The sequence below is a fragment of the Maribacter litoralis genome (genome assembly GCF_003075045.1).
Taxonomy (GTDB): domain Bacteria; phylum Bacteroidota; class Bacteroidia; order Flavobacteriales; family Flavobacteriaceae; genus Maribacter; species Maribacter litoralis.
The window spans coordinates 495,949-514,234 of record NZ_QCZD01000001.1 but is presented as its reverse complement, the minus strand read 5'-3'; the positions used below and the strand labels follow the sequence as shown (position 1 = coordinate 514,234).

Sequence of the window (18,286 nt, the reverse complement as noted above, 5' to 3'; positions counted from 1 at the left end):
CCAATTTTATTGGAGCCTATTATAAAAGGAGAGTAATAATGAACTTATCGTTTTCTTTTATCATTCCCGTATACAATAGACCCAATGAAATTAAAGAATTATTGGATAGTCTACGGATACAAACCTATGACCAACCTTTTGAAGTGGTAATCGTTGAAGACGGTTCTACTATATCTTCAGAGGAAGTCATAGGTGAGTACGTAGATGTGTTATCCATATCATATTACAAAAAGCCGAATTCCGGTCCTGGTGATTCCCGTAACTATGGAATGCAAAAGGCAAAAGGCAATTACTTTATTATTCTGGATTCCGATTGTATTGTGCCACCGCAGTATTTAATAGAAGCGGATAAAAGTTTGCAAGAAGATTTCGTACACTGCTATGGAGGACCAGATGCTGCACATGAATCGTTCTCTAATGTGCAAAAGGCAATTAATTATGCCATGACTTCATTTTTGACTACGGGAGGTATTCGTGGTGGTAAAAAATCAGTAGATAAATTTCAGCCCAGGAGTTTTAATATGGGTATTTCTAAAGAAGCTTTTGAAAATGTTGGTGGATACGGAAATATACACCCAGGCGAAGATCCTGATCTAACTATTCGTATTTGGAACAAAGGTTACCGAACAAAATTGATTTTAGAAGCCTTCGTTTATCATAAAAGAAGAATAGACTGGAACAAGTTTTATATTCAGGTCAATAAATTCGGAATGGTAAGGCCTATTTTAAATAAGTGGCATCCAGAAACCCAAAAAATAACCTTTTGGTTTCCAACGGTATTTTGTGTTGGTTTCTTTATTTCGTTGTTATTGGCGTTAATTGGCTTTAAGATTCCTTGGTTTATGTATTCGACATACTTTTTGGTATTGTTTATTGATGCACTTACTAAAACCCGTAGTTTAAAAGTATCGGTATTGGCATTATTGGCAACTGTGATACAATTTTTTGGATATGGATACGGATTTTTAAAATCAACCCTGTATATTAACTTTTCTAATAAAAAACCCGAGGAGATATTTCCTAAATTATTTTTTAGAGTGAAGTAATGGAGCGTTTGCTAGAATGGATCAAAACAGGATTAAAAAAAAGGAAGGTAAAAATCTTCCTTGTTTTCTTGTTATGCGCTTCACTTGCCTGGTTAATCAATAAACTGTCATTGACCTATACTAGTAATACAAGTTTTAAGGTTGAATATGTAAATATACCAGATGATTTTTTATTGGCTACTAGCCCAAAAGATGAAATAGCGGTGAGATTAAAAGCTGTGGGGTTTCAATTTCTTGGTTATGAATTAAAACCTAAGCACATTCAGTTAGATGTGAGTAAGGTGATGTTTGAGAATGACAGGTACTACCTAACATCTGATCAGATTAGAATACAATTGGAAGCGCAATTAAGTAATTCGAGCGCTTTGGTCGATTTTGAAAGTGAAGCTATTTATTTTGATTTCACCTCATTGGAAACGAAAAAAATTCCTGTTGAAGCAGCGTTGCAGTTGGGTTTTGCAACCAACCATAAACTAGATGGCAAAATAACCGTTGATCCAGATTCTATTCAGGTTTCTGGTCCAAAGAGCCAAATAGATTCCATAAAAGTGGTACGAACTTCAAATATCACAAAGAATAACCTATCCAATTCCTTTACTGAAGAAGTAGCTCTTAATTTGCCAAAAGGTTTAGAAGGCACTTCGTTTTCTGATCAAAAGGTTATGGTTTCGGGCAAGGTGATTAAATTTTCTGAAAAAGTGGTTGAAGTTCCTGTAAACGTAGTTAATTTACCTAGTAACGTTCAGGTACGTACTTTTCCTGAAATAGTGGAAGTGCGTTGTCAAGGTACTATAGAACATCTAAAAGAATTGGAAAAAGAGGATTTTGTTGTTGAGGCAGATTATGAAAAAGCCACTAAAGAAACCGGTAATAGGTTATCTGTAAAATTGGTGCAATACCCTAAAACATTACACAATGTGGTCATAAATGTTAATGAGGTTGAATTTATTTTGCGTAGAGAATGAAGTATGTAGGGTTAACAGGCGGTATTGGTAGTGGTAAATCTACAGTTGCCAAAATGTTTATGCAATTAGGTGTTCCTGTCTATAATTCAGATGAACGCGCAAAACACTTAATGAACAATTCTACAGATATTAAAAAACGATTGGTAGAACTTTTAGGTAAGGAATCTTATAAAGAAGGTCAGTTAAACAGAGCTTTTATAGCTAAAAAAGTCTTTAATGATACTGAACTTTTGGCACAACTTAATGCCATTGTGCACCCGGTAGTAAGAGAAGATTTTCTCAATTGGGCAAATCAACAAGATTTTTGTTATGTCATACAAGAAACTGCCTTGTTGTTTGAGAATGAAGTACAAAATTTATATGATTATGTGATTTTGGTAACTGCACCAAAAGAAGAACGTATTTCTCGGGTAGTAAATAGGGACAGTGTTACAAGAGAGCAGGTAATTGCCCGTATGGATAATCAATTAGAAGATGACGAGAAATTGAATCTAAGTGATTATGTTGTTGAAAATATTGATATAGAAAGAACTAAGTCTTCAGTGCTTCAAGTACATGCTTCAATTGTATCTGAATGCTAGTTATTTAGCAATTTTAACATTTTTGTTAAGGTTAGGTTAAACGTACTATCGTCTAACTGTTAAATCTTTAATTTTATCCCCCAATGAACAAAAAGTTATTTGTGCTCTTAGTAGTTTTAATGAGCCTTTCACTTATTGGTCTGATTTTCGTTCAAAGTTTTTGGATCAGCAAATCCATTGATAGTAGTGAAGAACAGTTTTCTAGCAGTGTTTCAGAAGCGCTGAACAGTGTTACCAATAAGATTACAGAAAGGGAGTCAAAAAACTATTTCGATAGGTATTTACATGCGAAGGATAGTGTTGGAGGTGAGCTAAAAGGGGCACAGCTTACGAATTTTTTCTTTATTGATCGAGATATTAATTCCAATGAAATTTTACTGTATGAACACGGTATATTAGAAGAGGATTACGGAATCTCGTCTACGTTCTTTGATAATAGTGATGGTGCCGATACCACCATCATTAAAAATTATACCAGCAAACGAACTACATCAATTTTCAAAGAAGATTTTGATTTAGAAGGTAACACTCCACGTTTAAACCCAATTCAACGAATTGAGAAAATTGGAGGTCTTAACAAAATGGAAAAGGCCGCCATGGAAGAAATGTTTATGGTTCATGCCAAACGCGTACCAATTCATAAACGGGTTTCCAAACAAGAAATTGAGCTGTTGTTACAGCGAGAATTAGAAAATAGAGGAGTGGACATTGCTTTTGAATATGGCGTATACAGTAATGGGTTGCCAACTAAGGTAAAGTCCTCAAAATTTAAGTATGCGGAAGCGAACATCTATAAATCTCCCATGTTCGTAGATTTTGAAGGGGTATCAAATTTTGATTTGTTAATTTCCTTTCCAAAGAAAAAACGTTTCTTGGTGCAATCCATACTTGGTTTGGCAATGCTTTCATTGCTGTTCACAATTATTATTGTGGTTGCCTATGCGGGTGCTATTTATCAGTTAATACGTCAGAAACAGATATCTGAAATAAAAACTGATTTCATTAATAATATGACCCATGAGTTTAAAACTCCAATTGCAACTATAAATCTTGCGGTTGAGGCAATTAGAAATCCAAAGATCATAGTTGATCAAGAAAAGGTTTTAAGGTATTTGCATATGATCCGCGATGAGAACAAACGTATGCATGCACAGGTAGAAAATGTTTTAAGAATATCTAAGTTGGAAAAAAATCAGCTAGATATTAGTAAGGATAGGGTAAATGTTCACGACATTATAGAAGATGCCATTACCCATGTTGAGTTGATTGTAGATGATAGAGGAGGCTATATCAATACGCATTTAGATGCGGAACGTTCAGAAGTTTTAGCCAATGAAATGCATTTTACCAATGTTATTGTGAACATGTTGGATAATGCCATAAAGTATTCTGAAGATGCACCAAAAATTGATGTGTATACAGAGCGTGCTAAAAATTATATCATTATCAAAGTTCAAGATCAAGGAGCTGGTATGAGTAAAAATGTGGTCAAGAAAGTATTTGAAAAATTCTATCGAGAACACACAGGAGACATACATAATGTTAAAGGTCACGGATTAGGACTGGCCTACGTAAAGAAAATAGTAGAAGATCACCAAGGTGAAGTTTATGCCGAAAGTGAAAAAGGAAAAGGAAGTATATTTTACATCAAATTGCCGTTAATATAAAAAAAATATGGAAACAATAAACAAGAAGATACTTTTAGTTGAGGACGATCCAAATTTTGGAATTGTGTTGAAAGATTATTTGTCAATGAATGACTTTGATGTCACCTTGGCCAAGAATGGAATGGAAGGTTTTGAGAAGTTTAAAAAAGACAATTATGACATTTGTATTTTGGATGTTATGATGCCTTACAAGGATGGTTTCACCTTAGCTAAAGAAATACGTGAAAAAAATGAGAACGTGCCAATTGTTTTCTTGACGGCGAAGACAATGAAAGAAGATGTTCTTAAAGGTTATAAGGCTGGTGCTGATGATTATTTGAACAAACCTTTTGATTCTGAAGTGTTATTGATGAAGTTAAAGGCAATTCTTCAAAGAAAGGCTTCTAACGGATTGGCAGATAGTAAGAAATTTGAATTCACTATTGGAGGATTTCATTTGAATTCTAAACTGAGGTTCTTGAAATATAAAGATGAAGAATCTATAAAATTATCGCCAAAAGAGAATGAGTTGTTACGTTTATTGGCTTTACATGAGAATGATTTAATGCCAAGAGAACTAGCATTGACTAAAATTTGGAGAGATGACAACTACTTTACTTCTCGTAGTATGGATGTTTACATTGCTAAATTACGTAAGTACTTAAAAGTAGATGATACAGTAGAAATATTGAATATTCACGGTGAAGGATTCCGTTTGGTCGTAAAGACTGAGGGGGAATAAGCTCACAATTTTCATAAATAAAAAAGCATCCTATATATGGATGCTTTTTTGTTTTACAGCTTTTTGATAATATCGTCGACTATTTCATTAGGAGATTGGTCTATTGAAACAATTAATGCTTCGGTAGGGGTTTCTAATATATCAAATTGAGATTGTAAAAGACCCGCCGGCATGTAGTGATTTTTTCGTGCGCTTAGCCTTTTATTAATAAGGTCAAAACTACCTTCTAAATAAATAAAAAGATGTTTGTTTTCTAAATCTTGACTTAGAATAGTCCTGTACTTTTTTTTAAGTGATGAGCAAACGATCACGGCACCTGTTGCCAAATTATCTTTTCCAACTTGATTGAGGCGTTCTAACCATCCTTGGCGATCATCATCGTTTAGTGGGTGACCGGCTTTCATTTTTTTGACATTTGCATCAAGATGAAAATCATCACCATCAAAAAATGGAAATTGTAATCTATCTGCCAAAAGTTTTCCAATAGTCGATTTTCCACTACCCGAAACTCCCATTATATATAGAATCTGTTTTTTAGCCATGTTTTAATTTTTGAATTTCATTGTCAATTTTATCATATAGCTTGCTAGGCTCATAATCATAATTGACCCACATTGTATGTTCATTTCGAGAAAACCAAGTAAGTTGTCTTTTTGCGAATCTTCGGGTATTTTTCTTGATTTCAGAAATGGCAAACTCTAAAGTCCATTCATCATCAAAATACTGGAATAATTCTTTATAACCAACCGTTTGTAAGGCGTTTAAGTGTTTAAATGGGTAAACTTTTTTTGCCTCGTCCAATAATCCGGCATCGATCATTAGATCAACTCGCTTATTGATACGGTCATAAATCATAGTTCTTTCTGCCTTTAATCCAATAGTTAAAACCTTAAAGTCTCTTTCCTTCTTTGGTTGGTTAATAAAAGAGGAATAAGGCGTTCCGCTACCTATAGTAACCTCTAGCGCCCTTATAATCCGCTGTGGATTGTTTATATCAACTTTACTGTAATATGCAGGGTCCAACTGCTTAAGTTTTTGTTGTAGAGCTGCTATGCCAAATTCCGATAGTTCAGTATTTAATTGCTCTCGCACAGAAGGTGAAACGGTAGGGAACGAGTTTAATCCGTCGGTTACAGCATTTACATAAAGACCGCTGCCACCTACCATAATAACTATATTATGTGTTTTAAACAGATCGGTTAACTTCTGGGTTGCCTCTCGTTCAAAATCACCAACAGTATATGTTTCGTTAATACTTTTATGTTGAATGAAATGATGTTTAGCTTGTGTTAGCTCTTCTTTATCGGGCACGGCTGTACCAATACTCATTTCTTTAAAAAACTGTCTAGAATCGGCAGAAATAATTTCTGTTTTGAAATGATTGGCTAATAGAATACCCAATTTGGTTTTGCCAATGGCAGTTGGTCCTACGACGGAAATTAGAATATTATTCATTCAACAAAGATCCACAATTATAGCAATGAGTAGCATCATCTCTATGCCCTTCCTTGGTACATGTTGGACAGCACTGGGTGTTTACGTGCACATATCTACCTGAGTTTTTTAGGTTAGAGGTGTTGTCCTTACCTTGCTTTGCAAACTCTGCGGTTACCATACCGGTAGGAACGGCAATGATGCCATAACCTAATAACATAATGATAGTGGCTATAGCCTGTCCTTGGGGTGTAATAGGGGCAATATCTCCGTAACCTACGGTTGTCAATGTTACAATTGTCCAATATATACTTGTAGGTATACTGGTGAATCCCGCTTCATCTCCTTCAACTAAATACATTAATGTGCCCATCATCACAGAAGCAATAAGTACGGCAAATAAAAATACCGTGATTTTTGCCCTACTTGCCTTTAGTGCCCTTTTAAGTTGAGAGGCTTCTCCTAGAAAACGTGCAAGTTTTAGAATTCTGAATACACGTAACAGTCTAAATGCACGAACAGCTAAAAGCACTTGCGAACCAGCAAAAATATAAGAAATATAAAGAGGAATCGTAGACAGAAAATCTATTATCCCGTAAAAACTAAAGATGTAATTACTGGGTTTTTTAATACATATAATTCTTGCTATATATTCAATGGTGAAGAAGATGGTCACCAGCCACTCAAGAATAAATAATACCTCGTGATACTCTGCATCTATAGCCTTTACACTTTCAAGCATTATAAGTATAACACTAAAAATGATAATTATAAACAAGATAATATCGAACAACTTACCCATAGGGGTGTCTGCTTCATAAATAATTTCATGAAGTTTTTGCTGCCATGGAGATAATTTTTGGTCTTCCTTCAAACTAATCGTTTAATTCCAATATTTTCACTACCCGTTTCTTTCTCAAGTAAGATTCAATTAAATAATTGGCATCTCTGGTACCGTTCATAGGGGTAATTATACTTTCTAAGATATGAATATTATTTATTTGATGGTTTAAATCATAGAAACCGACACCGACTAAAGATCCATTTTTGAGTAAAATAGCACTTTGCTCACCAATTTCACGACCCTTGTCTATTACCAACACTTTATTGCCTTTAATGTTGTTTTTAGATACTGCTGCAATAACTCTCTTATTGTATTCGGCTACATTTTCTTTATTGATACATGCGCCCAAACAAGTACCTTCGTCATAACCGGAACAGTTGCTTCTAGCTTCGCTAATACCATTTAATTTTTCACAAAGTTCAAATTCTTTAGTAATCTTGTATCGGTAATTTTTAGCGCTGAATACTCCATTGAAAAGAGCTAAAGGTTCTTTGCATTCTCTGTAGGGTTCTATTTTTAATTTCATGTACCCATTTTCATCAATAGCGGTACAAATTGCATGGCTATACATTCTTTTCTTAGGAATGGTACTGTATTTAGGTCTGATCTTTAATAGCTCTTGATGCTCTTTTAATATGGCGACCAGCTCATTACCGGTAAGCTCATAAGTTACCTTTTTGGTCTCTTTAGCAAGTTTTTTGAATTTATCGTTAGTCTTGGTAAAGATTTGATTTACCCTTTTCTTTATATCGCTGGTTTTGCTTAAATGTATGATGTCCCCATCTTTATTATGCATATAGAACACCCCTGTTTCATTAGGTAAATCCCGTATGATATCCAATTGTTTTTCAGAAAGTTCACCTTGGGTTTCTTTTCTAATCGTGTCTTTGATAATAACTTTTTCAGAATCTTTCGCCAATAAGAGCTTAAATAGTTTTACGGTTGCCAAGGCATCTCCGTTTGCTCTATGTCTATCACTTACAGGTATGCCCAATGACCTTACTAGTTTTCCTAAACTATAAGATTCTGCATCTGGTAACAGTAGTTTAGAAAGATCTACTGTACAAAGGGTTTTACGTTCAAAATTGTAACCTAAGCGTCTAAATTCCGTTCGTAAAATTCTATAGTCGAACTGTGCGTTGTGCGCTACGATAACTGTGTCTTCGGTAATTTCAATAATACGTTTGGCAACCTCGTAAAACTTAGGAGCCGTTCTTAGCATTTTACTGTTGATACCGGTAAGTTTAACTACAAAAGGTTGTATTTCCTTCTCAGGATTAACCAAACTGATAAATTTATCAACTACTTTTTGACCGTCAAACTTGTGAATAGCAATTTCAGTAATTCCTTCCTCATTAAATTTTCCTCCAGTTGTTTCAATATCTAAAATTGCGTACATGTATTATTTTCTGTTTTGGGTCGTGGTGGTTTTAGGAGTTAATTTCTTGATCCAAAGATACTACTTCCTATACGTACCACGGTACTGCCTTCTTCAATTGCAATTTGATAATCGCCGCTCATGCCCATAGATAGGACATCGAAATCAGTATATTGGCCTTTAAGTTTTGTGTAAAGCGATTTTAAACCTTTAAACTCACGCCTTACCTGATCCATGTCATCGGTAAATGTAGCCATGCCCATTAGTCCTTTGATTTTTACGTTTTTATGGGCCTTAAAACTATCGGTATGCACAAGTTCAAGTAATTCCTCTTCATTAAAACCAAATTTCGTGTCTTCTTCGGCAATATGTACTTGTAACAGACAAGAAATTGTTCTATTGTGTTTTTCGGCCTGCTTATTGATTTCAGCTAGTAATCTAGGGCTGTCTACACCATGAACAAGCGATACAAATTCAGCCATATACTTTACTTTATTTCGCTGTAGGTGACCGATCATATGCCATTCTATGTCCTTAGGCATTTTCTCCCATTTTTCGGTCATTTCCTGAACCCTGTTTTCGCCGAAAATTCGTTGTCCCTGATCATATGCTTCTTGTATGGCAGAAATAGGTTTTGTTTTTGATACGGCAACCAAGGTCACATTATCAGGTATTTTTTCATTAATAGCTAAAAGATTTTCTTTTACCGACATATATGTATTTCAATTACTATTTAGTTTGCAAATTGACTTGATACCACCTCGGCTTTTTTGCTTTCGGTGTAATCATAAAAGCCCTCTCCAGATTTTACTCCTTTCTTACCGGCCATCACCATATTGACCAATAAAGGTGATGGTGCGTATTTAGGATTCTTAAATCCATCATACATAACGTTTAAAATAGAAAGGCAAACATCTAACCCTATAAAATCGGCTAGTTGAAGAGGTCCCATTGGGTGTGCCATTCCAAGTTTCATCACCGTATCTATTTCCTGTACACCTGCAACGCCATGGTGCAAAGTTTCTATGGCTTCATTGATCATTGGCATTAATATTCTGTTGGCAACAAAACCAGGGTAATCATTGACCTCGGTAGGTGTTTTGCCTAATTTTTTAGACAATTCCATTATGCTTTCAGTGGTCTCGTTAGATGTGCTGTAACCCCTTATAATTTCAACCAATTTCATAATAGGCACTGGGTTCATAAAGTGCATACCAATAACTTTATCTGCCCTGTTGGTAACAGCGGCGATTTGAGTTATAGAAATGGAGGAAGTATTGGATGCTAAAATGGTACTGCTATCACAAACTGCATCTAATTCCTTAAAAAGGTTTAGCTTTATGGTTACATTTTCAGTAGCGGCTTCAATGGCAAGTTGTACATCTTTTACACCATCCTTTAAATAGGTAAACGAAGTAATATTTTCCAATGTATTTGATTTCTCCTCATTGGTAATCTTTTCCTTGGCAACCATGCGATCTAAATTGTTGGCTATGGTAGCCAACCCTTTGTCTAAAGCCTCTTGTGAAACATCAATAAGGTGTACTTGAAATCCGCTTTGTGCAAAAACATGGGCAATTCCGTTTCCCATTGTACCTGCACCTATAACTGCTACTTTATTCATATTTTATTTGGATTAAATGCCGCTATAATTTGTAAGGCAACCTTTAGTGCCTGTGTTCCTTGCTTTAAACTAACTATCGGTGTCGTATTGTGCTCAATTGCAGCTGCAAAAGATTCAAGTTCATCTAAAATGGCATTATTGGTTTCAATAGATGGATTTTCAAAATAGATTTGCTTTTTTATACCTTCAGCGTTTTGTAGAATCATATCAAAATCTCCAGGTTCCTTTGGTGCATCCTTCATTTTTACGACTTCTACTTTCTTTTCTAAGAAATCTACCGATATATATGCATCCTTTTGAAAGAAACGAGACTTTCTCATGTTCTTTAATGAAATTCGACTAGCCGTTAAATTGGCTACACAACCATTTTCGAACTCCAGTCTGGCATTGGCAATATCGGGCGACTGACTAATTACAGATACACCACTTGCATTAATTTGCTTTACCTCAGAATTTACAACACTTAAAATAGCATCGATATCATGAATCATTAAATCTAAAACAACAGGTACATCCGTACCTCTCGGATTAAACTCGGCCAACCTGTGCGTTTCAATGAACATAGGTTCTTTTATAGCTTGTTTTACCGCAGTAAAGGCAGGGTTAAAACGTTCTACATGACCAACTTGACCTTTAACTCCGAATTCTTTTTCCAAGTCTAGCAAAGCGTTAGCTTCTTCTAAGGTGTGGGTTATAGGTTTCTCTATAAAAATATGTTTGCCTTTTTCAATAGATTTTCTTGCACACTCGTAATGTGAAAGGGTAGGAGTAACAATATCGACCACATCTACGTCATCGATCAAATCATCAAGATTTTTGAAATAGGTATACCCAAATTCAGAATTGACTTTTTCTCCATTTGAACTATCGGCATCGTGGAAACCTATTAGTTCATATTTTTCAGATTCGTTTAGAAGTCTAAGGTGGATTTTACCCAAATGCCCAGCTCCTAAAACACCAACTTTTAACATTTGTTTCGTTTTCCTCAAAAATACACATAGTTCGCTACTTTTATCCTATGCAGTATTTCAATTTTAGAAAAACTGTGATAACTTTCAATAGGTTCTTCCCTCGTTAAAAGATCTTTGTTAACTTTGAAGAACAAACCGACTACCATTGAAAGATACCTTAAAACACAGGGGAATGCGCAACCATTTAGCGCAAGTATTGATAGACAAGGGAATAACTGATAATAAAGTATTAGATGCCGTAAGGGAAATACCAAGGCATTTATTTATGGACAGTAGTTTTGAAGGGCATGCCTATCAAAACAAAGCATTTCCAATTGCAGCGAATCAAACTATTTCCCATCCTTACACCGTTGCTTTTCAGACAGAATTATTACAATTAGAGCAGGGGCAAAAGGTATTGGAGATAGGTACAGGTAGTGGTTACCAAACCGCAATACTTCTAAAGCTAAAGGTAAAGGTCTATACTATTGAAAGACAGCTAGAGCTGTTTAAGAAAACCAACATTTTTTTTAAGAAAATGGGCTATAGACCAAAACAGGTAATTTTTGGAGATGGTTATAAAGGTTTACCGAAAGAGGCACCTTTTGATCGAATTATTGTTACCGCTGGAGCACCCGAAGTTCCAAAGGCACTTCTGTCTCAATTGAAAGTAGGTGGCAGGCTAGTAATACCAATAGGGTTTGATGAGCAAATTATGACCTTGTTCGTAAGAACAACCGAAAAAGAATTCTCAAAAACGGAATATGGGTCTTTTAGATTTGTGCCCTTACTAGAGAATAAAAACTAATTATTAAAGCTCTTTTTAATACGATCTAGATTTCTTTTATTGTCGCGATCTTTAATAGTTTCCCTCTTATCGTAAAGTTTTTTACCCTTTGCAAGTGCTATCTGCATTTTTGCTAGTCCGCGGTCATTAATAAAAACTCTAAGGGGTACAATGGTAAGACCAGAAGTTTTTACTTCTTTACCAAGTTTTTTAAGTTCCCTTTTTTGAAGTAATAACTTACGTTCGGCTTTAGGCTTGTGATTAAAATGAGATGCATGCGAATACTCATCTATTTGCATATTGATCACAAATAGTTCGCCATTGTCGTTAAATTCACAAAAGCTTTCAGAGATAGATGCACGACCTTCTCTAATGGCTTTAATTTCGGTACCCGCCAAAACAATACCTGCCGTAAACTTATCTTGTAACTCGTATTCAAAACGAGCTCTTTTGTTCTTTATGTTGATTGTATTCTGCATTACTTACAAAAGTAAGAACAAATCATTTAATGTTTTTGTCTTTTAAAAGTAATTACTGGTACAATTAAGTAATAGCGTGTTATTCCGGACAGTTGCAGTTGAAAATAAGCTTATCTACGGTTGGTATGCCATTTATAATTTTTACAATGAACAATGTACCGTTTTCGCTATCATCAATACTGTAGAATTTTTGTTCGTCGATCAGCATGTTTACAAACTCTGGCGTCGTATTACTGTGGCCCACTACCAATACATTCTTATTTAGGTTGTCTGCTTTAAATTGAGCAATATCAATAGTGCTTGGGTCATAGTATTGAACATCTATATTTTGCTTTACAGAAGTTGGTGCTGCGGTCATTGAAGTTCTGTTATAGTCAGTAGAATAAATAGCATCCAATTCTGTATCAGCCAATATTTCTGCCCAGTGCATGGCTCTGCCTAAGCCTTTTTGATTTAATTCTGGGTCTGCATCATCAAGATTGGTTCTATCTTTTTCGGCATGCCTAATTAAATAAAATGTAGATATAGAAGTTTCTTCTTGAGAATTGTCTACAACTGGTTCATCTTTACAAGAAAGATTAACAGACAGTAAAATAAAAAGAATATACTTGATTGCTTTCATGAAATTATGTTTGGTGTATTAATTTAATAACTAAAATTACTTCAAAATAGTACTATAAATAGTCTATTTTTTGTTTTTTTGCATATGAAAAAATTTTGTGGGGCACTTCTTATTGGTTTTGTAGTTCTAGGTCTTAAGGCTCAGGAAGTAGTACTTCCTACCGATTTTAGGCAGCAAAACTTAACAGAATATAACGGGAGCTTACTAAATCCTGCGTATAGCTTAGATAAAAATAATCCTTCTTCGGTTGCATTCTGGGCAAGATGGCAGTGGCAAACTTATGACGGTGACCCAACTTCACTCTTTTTAAATTATACGGCTAAATTAAATGATGTTTCGGCTGCAGGAGTTGGTTTTTTTCAGCATAATACAGGTATTTTTTTAAACACCGGAGCTGCCTTAAATTACGCTTACAACATAGAACTTAGTGAGAATGTTTTTTTAGGTGTTGGTATGAATGTTTTCGCCTTTCAACAAAAATTGGCTGATGATCGCTTTTTTGTTCCTAACCCAATACAGACTTCCGCCGAGAATGACTTTATACTTCAAATGGCGCCTGGTATAAATTTAAATATTGATAGATTTAATATTGGATTGGTATCGGAGAATCTATTCGATTACAATTTTACGACCAATGAGCGAAACACAAGTCCAGATGATAGAATGTTTCAGGCATTGGTAAGTTATGATTTTCCCGTGAGTATTTTAAGCACCGACAATAGTTCCGTTATAAGACCTATAGTATATTATAAGACCATACCAGGATTGGATGATCAGGTTGGTTTAACCACATTGTTGACTACGAACAAATATTGGGTACAGGCTGGTTATAATAGTTTTTACGGATTGTCTGGTGGTATTGGCGGTCGTTTTTTTAAGCGCTTGTCCTTTGGAGCGTTGGTAGAAGTAGGAACAAGTTCAGACCTAAATGGACAAGATCCTACTTTTGAATTGGTGACTTCTTATAAGTTAGGAAAACAACAAACACCTGAAGATAAACTTGAAGAAGAACTAATAGCAGGTGAAGAGGAAAAGGAAAATATGCTTGATACACAGGATGAAGAGTTGGCTTCAGCGGAATTGACCAAAGCCGAAAAGTTGGCTTTAAAGCGTGAAGCGAAAAAACAAGAACGTTTAGCACTAATTGAAAGTAAGAGAATAAAAGATTCCATTCAAAATGCATCCCGAAAATCAGATTTAGCTGTAAAGCAATCTAAAAGGGATATTAAGAGAAAAAGAGATTCTATTGAGAATGCCAAAGCAGAGCAGGCATTGGCAGCAGCAAGAGCCTTAGGTCAACAAAGACAAAAAGATTCGATTGCTACTGTTATGAAGCGTGAGGCAGAAGCTGTTGCATTGGCTCAACAAAGAAGACAAGATTCAATTGCAGAAAGTAAGGCTTTAGCAATGAAGAATGAGGTTGTTGAAGTCAAGGCAGGGGAGAAGTATGAAGAAGTTACCAAAGAAGGGAATCTAGAACCAGGATATTATTTAATTGCCAATGTTTTTGGAACTAAAAAATACTTGGACGCCTTTTTAGCCGACATGAAAAAAAGAGGCATTGATGCCAAATCTTTCTTTAGGGATAAGAATAAATACAACTATGTGTATTTGGCTAAATATGATTTTATAAAAGATGCTAGACAGGCAAGAGACTCCAAATTAAACGGTAAGTACACAGATAAAATCTGGATATTTAGGGTAACAGGAGAGTAAAACACTCCTGACTTCTATTGCTAAATAAAGAATACTAATATGTTATTTTAGTTCCCTTTTAATAAGTACTTCTAGGTAATTTACCGTATTCAATAAATATTTACGGTCTTTGGTTAGGCTTGCCATGGCAATTGAGCCTTGGATTATGGTAAACAATTGTTTTGAAAATTGTAAAGGAGTAACAGGTAATTTAAATTCACCGTTATTAATTCCGTTTTCAAAAACAAGTGCAATTTTTCCTTCGATTTCTTTGATGGTTTCTTTGGCTGCAGCGGCAAGTAATCTATTATTGTGCTGGGCATCTATACCAACATTCAAAATAGGGCAGCCACCCATGCTTAAGGTAAAAACATCATATTTTTTGTAGAACTCTATAAGGTTCTTAATCTTCGCCATAGCATTTTCGTCAATTGACAAATGCTCATCTATGGCATTAAGAAGTAAGTTTCTATTAAATTCGAAGGCTGCTAAGGCTAAAGCTTCTTTATTTTCAAAATTTCCATACAAAGCACCTTTGGTAAGGTTGGTGGCTTCTGTTAAGTCGCTCATACTGGTGCCTACGTAACCATGCTTGTTAAAAACAGGTGCGACAGTCTCAATTATATAAGCGGTAGTTCTTTCGGCTTTTGTGGACATATAAGACTGTTTTATGCGAATATAAAAAATCTATACTGTATGGTATATAATGTTCGCAAAAAAAAGCGCCCATATAATTAAATATGAACGCCTTTTTATCAATTTGTTAAAATTAAACCGTAATATCTTCTTGATTTCTAAACACTAAACTATTGTCAAAAGCATCAAGTAGCACAACACTATCAGATTTTATCTCACCACTTAATAGTGATTTGGACATATTATTAAGAACCTCTTTTTGTATGGTTCTTTTAACCGGTCTTGCTCCAAATTGAGGATCATAACCTTTATCTGCCAAATAATCTATTGCTTCTTCGGTGGCATCTAGAGTAATCTGTTGTTTATCTAGCATTTTCTTTAAGTGCTCTAACTGAAGTCTAACAATCTCCTTAATGTTGTCCTTGGTTAAAGGAGTAAACATCACTATATCGTCTATTCTATTAATAAACTCTGGTCTTACCGTTTTTTTCAAAAGACCAAGCACTTCAATTCTAGCAGTTTCAGATGCACTATAGACATCCGCGGTATTTTCAAAAGTTTCCTGAATAATATCACTACCCATATTACTTGTCATAATAATTATAGTGTTCTTGAAATCTGCCACACGACCTTTATTGTCGGTTAATCTTCCCTCATCAAGAACTTGTAATAAAATATTGAAAGTATCTGGATGCGCTTTTTCGATTTCATCTAATAAAACAACGGAATATGGTCTTCTACGAACAGCTTCGGTTAATTGTCCGCCTTCATCGTAACCAACATATCCTGGAGGTGCACCAACCAATCTACTGACCGAATGTCTTTCTTGATATTCGCTCATATCGATTCTAGTCATTGCATTCTCATCATCGAACAAATAAGAAGCAAGTGTTTTGGCAAGTTCTGTTTTACCTACACCTGTGGTACCTAAGAATAGGAAAGATCCAATTGGTTTTTTTGCATCTTGTAACCCAGCTCTACTTCTTCTAATTGCATCGGATACTGCTTCAATAGCTTCTTCTTGGCCTACAACTCTTTTGTGAAGTACACTTTCTAATTTTAAAAGTTTTTCACGTTCGCTTTGCAGCATTTTAGATACAGGTATACCTGTCCATTTTGCTACTACTTCGGCAATGTCATCACTGGTAACTTCCTCTTTGATCAGTGTACCCGCGTGCTGCTGGTTGCTAAGGTCGTCTTGCAATTGTGAAAGCTTTTCTTGCGCTTCCTTTATTTTACCATATCTAATTTCTGCAACTTGACCATAGTCACCGTTACGTTCTGCACGTTCGGCTTCAGATTTGAAATTTTCAATATCCTGTTTTGTTTGTTGTATATTGTCAACAACCGATTTTTCACTCTCCCATTGCGCAAAAATTTCATTACGCTCTTCCTTTATATTTGCTAACTCTAAATTCAAAACCTGAAGTTTTTCCTTGTCGTTTTCACGCTTTATAGCTTCGATTTCAATTTCGATTTGCATGATTCTGCGATCCAATACATCAAGTTCTTCTGGTTTAGAATTGATTTCCATTCGCAATTTAGAGGCTGCCTCGTCCATAAGGTCAATAGCCTTATCCGGCAAAAATCTATTGGTTATATAACGCTGGGAAAGTTCCACGGCAGAAATAACCGCCTCATCTTTAATGCGAACCTTATGGTGTGCTTCATATTTTTCTTTAATACCTCTAAGGATAGATATGGCACTTTCAGTATCAGGTTGATCAACGATGACCTTTTGAAATCTTCTTTCCAGAGCTTTGTCCTTTTCAAAGTACTTTTGATACTCATCTAATGTCGTTGCTCCAATAGAACGAAGTTCACCTCTTGCAAGAGCAGGTTTAAGTATATTGGCTGCATCCATAGCACCTTGTCCGCCACCTGCACCGATAAGTGTATGGATTTCATCTATGAATAAAATTATATTGCCGTCTGCACTTACTACTTCTTTTATAACGGCCTTTAAACGCTCCTCAAATTCCCCTTTATATTTGGCACCAGCAATTAGTGCGCCCATATCTAGGGAATAAATTACTTTATCTTTTAAGTTCTCTGGAATATCCCCTTGAATAATTCTATGTGCCAGTCCTTCAACAATTGCCGTTTTACCTACTCCTGGCTCACCTACTAAAATAGGGTTGTTTTTTGTTCGTCTTGATAGTATTTGAAGAATTCTACGAATCTCTTCGTCGCGTCCTATAACAGGGTCTAGCTTGCCACTATCCGCTAATTCATTTAGGTTTTTGGCGTACTTTTGTAAAGAGTTATAGTTGTCTTCAGCACTTTGGGATGTAACTTTTTCCCCATTACGCAATTCGTTAATAGCCGAAGTTAAGTGCTTTTCTGTGGCACCTTGATCTTTTAAAATCTGGGCAATTTTACTTTTTGATTTTAGTATGGCTAAAAATAGATGCTCGATAGAAACATATTCATCGTCCATTTTTTTAGCGATGATGCTAGCTTCATTTAAAGTTTTACCAGCTTCTCTAGAAAATTGTAGCTCACCACCTTGTACTTTTGGGAAACTTGAAAGCTCTTTGTCAAGAATTTGCTGAACCAAGGAAAAATTAATGCCCAATTTTTTAATTAAAAAAGGCATCACATTTTCTTCAACCTCTAATAGGGCTTTAAAAACGTGCTCATTCTCTATTTGCTGATGCCCGCTGTTTTGGGCGATCAGCTGGGCTTGTTGAATAGCCTCTTGTGATTTTATTGTGAAATTATTTATATTCATTATATCTAATTTTAGTTAATTGTAATACTTTTGAACATGGTATTTCAACAATCTTACCAATTAAGATTGGAAGACAAAATGGCGTAAGTTTCGTAAAAAAGAACGACAATTAGTCAGGTGTAC

The 18,286-nt window shown here is 35.3% G+C and carries 18 protein-coding genes; 7 read left to right on the top strand and 11 right to left on the bottom strand.

Annotated features, from left to right (window positions below):
* Positions 1 to 38: 38 nt before the first annotated feature.
* The 5 genes from DCS95_RS02450 to DCS95_RS02430 all read left to right on the top strand — a co-directional run bounded on the left by DCS95_RS02450 (position 39) and on the right by DCS95_RS02430 (position 4,980).
* A complete protein-coding gene (locus DCS95_RS02450; RefSeq protein WP_116769249.1) occupies positions 39 to 1,046 on the top strand; it encodes a glycosyltransferase family 2 protein in 1,008 nt (335 codons plus the stop codon).
* Positions 1,046 to 2,011 carry a CdaR family protein gene (locus tag DCS95_RS02445; RefSeq protein ID WP_116769248.1) on the top strand — a complete coding sequence of 322 codons (966 nt, stop codon included), beginning with the start codon at positions 1,046 to 1,048 and terminating at the stop codon, positions 2,009 to 2,011. Before DCS95_RS02450 ends, DCS95_RS02445 begins: the two co-directional genes overlap by 1 nt.
* Positions 2,008 to 2,592, top strand: a complete 585-nt coding sequence (gene coaE, locus DCS95_RS02440; protein ID WP_116769247.1) for a dephospho-CoA kinase — start codon at positions 2,008 to 2,010, stop codon at positions 2,590 to 2,592. The genes DCS95_RS02445 and coaE overlap by 4 nt, the downstream gene beginning before the upstream one ends.
* Positions 2,593 to 2,675: 83 nt before the next feature.
* Positions 2,676 to 4,259 (top strand): sensor histidine kinase, encoded by a 1,584-nt coding sequence (locus tag DCS95_RS02435; protein WP_116769246.1) that lies wholly within the window; start codon positions 2,676 to 2,678, stop codon positions 4,257 to 4,259.
* Positions 4,260 to 4,266: 7 nt separating this feature from the next.
* Positions 4,267 to 4,980: a response regulator transcription factor gene (locus tag DCS95_RS02430; RefSeq protein ID WP_027067244.1), complete on the top strand. Its 714-nt coding sequence runs from the start codon at positions 4,267 to 4,269 to the stop codon at positions 4,978 to 4,980.
* A gap of 53 nt (positions 4,981 to 5,033) precedes the next feature.
* Here the strand turns inward: DCS95_RS02430 and DCS95_RS02425 are convergent, their stop codons facing one another.
* Genes DCS95_RS02425 through DCS95_RS02395 form a run of 7 tightly spaced genes read right to left on the bottom strand, consistent with a single transcriptional unit; the run spans position 5,034 to position 11,231 of the window.
* Positions 5,034 to 5,522, bottom strand: a complete 489-nt coding sequence (locus tag DCS95_RS02425) for a gluconokinase (RefSeq protein WP_244178361.1) — start codon at positions 5,520 to 5,522, stop codon at positions 5,034 to 5,036.
* Entirely contained in the window at positions 5,515 to 6,435 is a 921-nt protein-coding gene (miaA, locus tag DCS95_RS02420) for a tRNA (adenosine(37)-N6)-dimethylallyltransferase MiaA (RefSeq protein WP_116769245.1), read from the bottom strand. The genes DCS95_RS02425 and miaA overlap by 8 nt, the downstream gene beginning before the upstream one ends.
* Complete coding sequence (locus DCS95_RS02415) at positions 6,428 to 7,288, bottom strand: ion transporter (RefSeq protein WP_236564516.1); 861 nt, start codon at positions 7,286 to 7,288, stop codon at positions 6,428 to 6,430. The genes miaA and DCS95_RS02415 overlap by 8 nt, the downstream gene beginning before the upstream one ends.
* Before the next feature lies 1 nt (position 7,289).
* The gene (locus DCS95_RS02410) at positions 7,290 to 8,657 is read right to left on the bottom strand and encodes an exonuclease domain-containing protein (RefSeq protein WP_116769244.1); all 1,368 of its coding nucleotides are present in this window, start codon (positions 8,655 to 8,657) and stop codon (positions 7,290 to 7,292) included.
* A gap of 38 nt (positions 8,658 to 8,695) precedes the next feature.
* On the bottom strand, positions 8,696 to 9,349 hold the full coding sequence (locus DCS95_RS02405) for a YggS family pyridoxal phosphate-dependent enzyme (protein WP_116769243.1): 654 nt from the start codon (positions 9,347 to 9,349) through the stop codon (positions 8,696 to 8,698).
* A gap of 20 nt (positions 9,350 to 9,369) precedes the next feature.
* Positions 9,370 to 10,260 carry a 3-hydroxyacyl-CoA dehydrogenase family protein gene (locus DCS95_RS02400; protein ID WP_116769242.1) on the bottom strand — a complete coding sequence of 297 codons (891 nt, stop codon included), beginning with the start codon at positions 10,258 to 10,260 and terminating at the stop codon, positions 9,370 to 9,372.
* Positions 10,257 to 11,231: a Gfo/Idh/MocA family protein gene (locus DCS95_RS02395; RefSeq protein WP_116769241.1), complete on the bottom strand. Its 975-nt coding sequence runs from the start codon at positions 11,229 to 11,231 to the stop codon at positions 10,257 to 10,259. Before DCS95_RS02395 ends, DCS95_RS02400 begins: the two co-directional genes overlap by 4 nt.
* A gap of 145 nt (positions 11,232 to 11,376) precedes the next feature.
* On the opposite strand from DCS95_RS02395, the gene DCS95_RS02390 reads away from it, so the two are divergent.
* Entirely contained in the window at positions 11,377 to 12,018 is a 642-nt protein-coding gene (locus tag DCS95_RS02390; protein WP_116769240.1) for a protein-L-isoaspartate(D-aspartate) O-methyltransferase, read from the top strand.
* Here the strand turns inward: DCS95_RS02390 and smpB are convergent.
* On the bottom strand, positions 12,015 to 12,476 hold the full coding sequence (gene smpB, locus DCS95_RS02385) for an SsrA-binding protein SmpB (protein ID WP_116769239.1): 462 nt from the start codon (positions 12,474 to 12,476) through the stop codon (positions 12,015 to 12,017). The genes DCS95_RS02390 and smpB overlap by 4 nt on opposite strands.
* Positions 12,477 to 12,555: 79 nt before the next feature.
* The gene (locus DCS95_RS02380) at positions 12,556 to 13,098 is read right to left on the bottom strand and encodes a SixA phosphatase family protein (protein ID WP_116769238.1); all 543 of its coding nucleotides are present in this window, start codon (positions 13,096 to 13,098) and stop codon (positions 12,556 to 12,558) included.
* Between the two features lie 84 nt (positions 13,099 to 13,182).
* On the opposite strand from DCS95_RS02380, the gene DCS95_RS02375 reads away from it, so the two are divergent.
* Complete coding sequence (locus DCS95_RS02375; protein WP_116769237.1) at positions 13,183 to 14,814, top strand: PorP/SprF family type IX secretion system membrane protein; 1,632 nt, start codon at positions 13,183 to 13,185, stop codon at positions 14,812 to 14,814.
* Positions 14,815 to 14,856: 42 nt separating this feature from the next.
* Here the strand turns inward: DCS95_RS02375 and DCS95_RS02370 are convergent, their stop codons facing one another.
* Positions 14,857 to 15,450 (bottom strand): TetR/AcrR family transcriptional regulator, encoded by a 594-nt coding sequence (locus DCS95_RS02370; RefSeq protein WP_116769236.1) that lies wholly within the window; start codon positions 15,448 to 15,450, stop codon positions 14,857 to 14,859.
* Positions 15,451 to 15,562: 112 nt separating this feature from the next.
* The gene (gene clpB, locus DCS95_RS02365; protein ID WP_116769235.1) at positions 15,563 to 18,163 is read right to left on the bottom strand and encodes an ATP-dependent chaperone ClpB; all 2,601 of its coding nucleotides are present in this window, start codon (positions 18,161 to 18,163) and stop codon (positions 15,563 to 15,565) included.
* Positions 18,164 to 18,286 lie beyond the last annotated feature (123 nt).

Bases quoted from the DNA above. Each gene is read 5' to 3' on its own strand.
- smpB (WP_116769239.1), bottom strand. From the start codon at position 12,476: ATGCAGAATACAATCAACATAAAGAACAAAAGAGCTCGTTTTGAATAC.
- DCS95_RS02375 (WP_116769237.1), top strand. From the start codon at position 13,183: ATGAAAAAATTTTGTGGGGCACTTCTTATTGGTTTTGTAGTTCTAGGT.
- coaE (WP_116769247.1), top strand. From the start codon at position 2,008: ATGAAGTATGTAGGGTTAACAGGCGGTATTGGTAGTGGTAAATCTACA.
- DCS95_RS02400 (WP_116769242.1), bottom strand. From the start codon at position 10,260: ATGAATAAAGTAGCAGTTATAGGTGCAGGTACAATGGGAAACGGAATT.
- DCS95_RS02450 (WP_116769249.1), top strand. From the start codon at position 39: ATGAACTTATCGTTTTCTTTTATCATTCCCGTATACAATAGACCCAAT.
- DCS95_RS02435 (WP_116769246.1), top strand. From the start codon at position 2,676: ATGAACAAAAAGTTATTTGTGCTCTTAGTAGTTTTAATGAGCCTTTCA.
- DCS95_RS02405 (WP_116769243.1), bottom strand. From the start codon at position 9,349: ATGTCGGTAAAAGAAAATCTTTTAGCTATTAATGAAAAAATACCTGAT.
- clpB (WP_116769235.1), bottom strand. From the start codon at position 18,163: ATGAATATAAATAATTTCACAATAAAATCACAAGAGGCTATTCAACAA.
- DCS95_RS02445 (WP_116769248.1), top strand. From the start codon at position 1,046: ATGGAGCGTTTGCTAGAATGGATCAAAACAGGATTAAAAAAAAGGAAG.
- miaA (WP_116769245.1), bottom strand. From the start codon at position 6,435: ATGAATAATATTCTAATTTCCGTCGTAGGACCAACTGCCATTGGCAAA.
- DCS95_RS02380 (WP_116769238.1), bottom strand. From the start codon at position 13,098: ATGAAAGCAATCAAGTATATTCTTTTTATTTTACTGTCTGTTAATCTT.
- DCS95_RS02395 (WP_116769241.1), bottom strand. From the start codon at position 11,231: ATGTTAAAAGTTGGTGTTTTAGGAGCTGGGCATTTGGGTAAAATCCAC.
- DCS95_RS02425 (WP_244178361.1), bottom strand. From the start codon at position 5,522: ATGGCTAAAAAACAGATTCTATATATAATGGGAGTTTCGGGTAGTGGA.
- DCS95_RS02370 (WP_116769236.1), bottom strand. From the start codon at position 15,450: ATGTCCACAAAAGCCGAAAGAACTACCGCTTATATAATTGAGACTGTC.
- DCS95_RS02410 (WP_116769244.1), bottom strand. From the start codon at position 8,657: ATGTACGCAATTTTAGATATTGAAACAACTGGAGGAAAATTTAATGAG.
- DCS95_RS02430 (WP_027067244.1), top strand. From the start codon at position 4,267: ATGGAAACAATAAACAAGAAGATACTTTTAGTTGAGGACGATCCAAAT.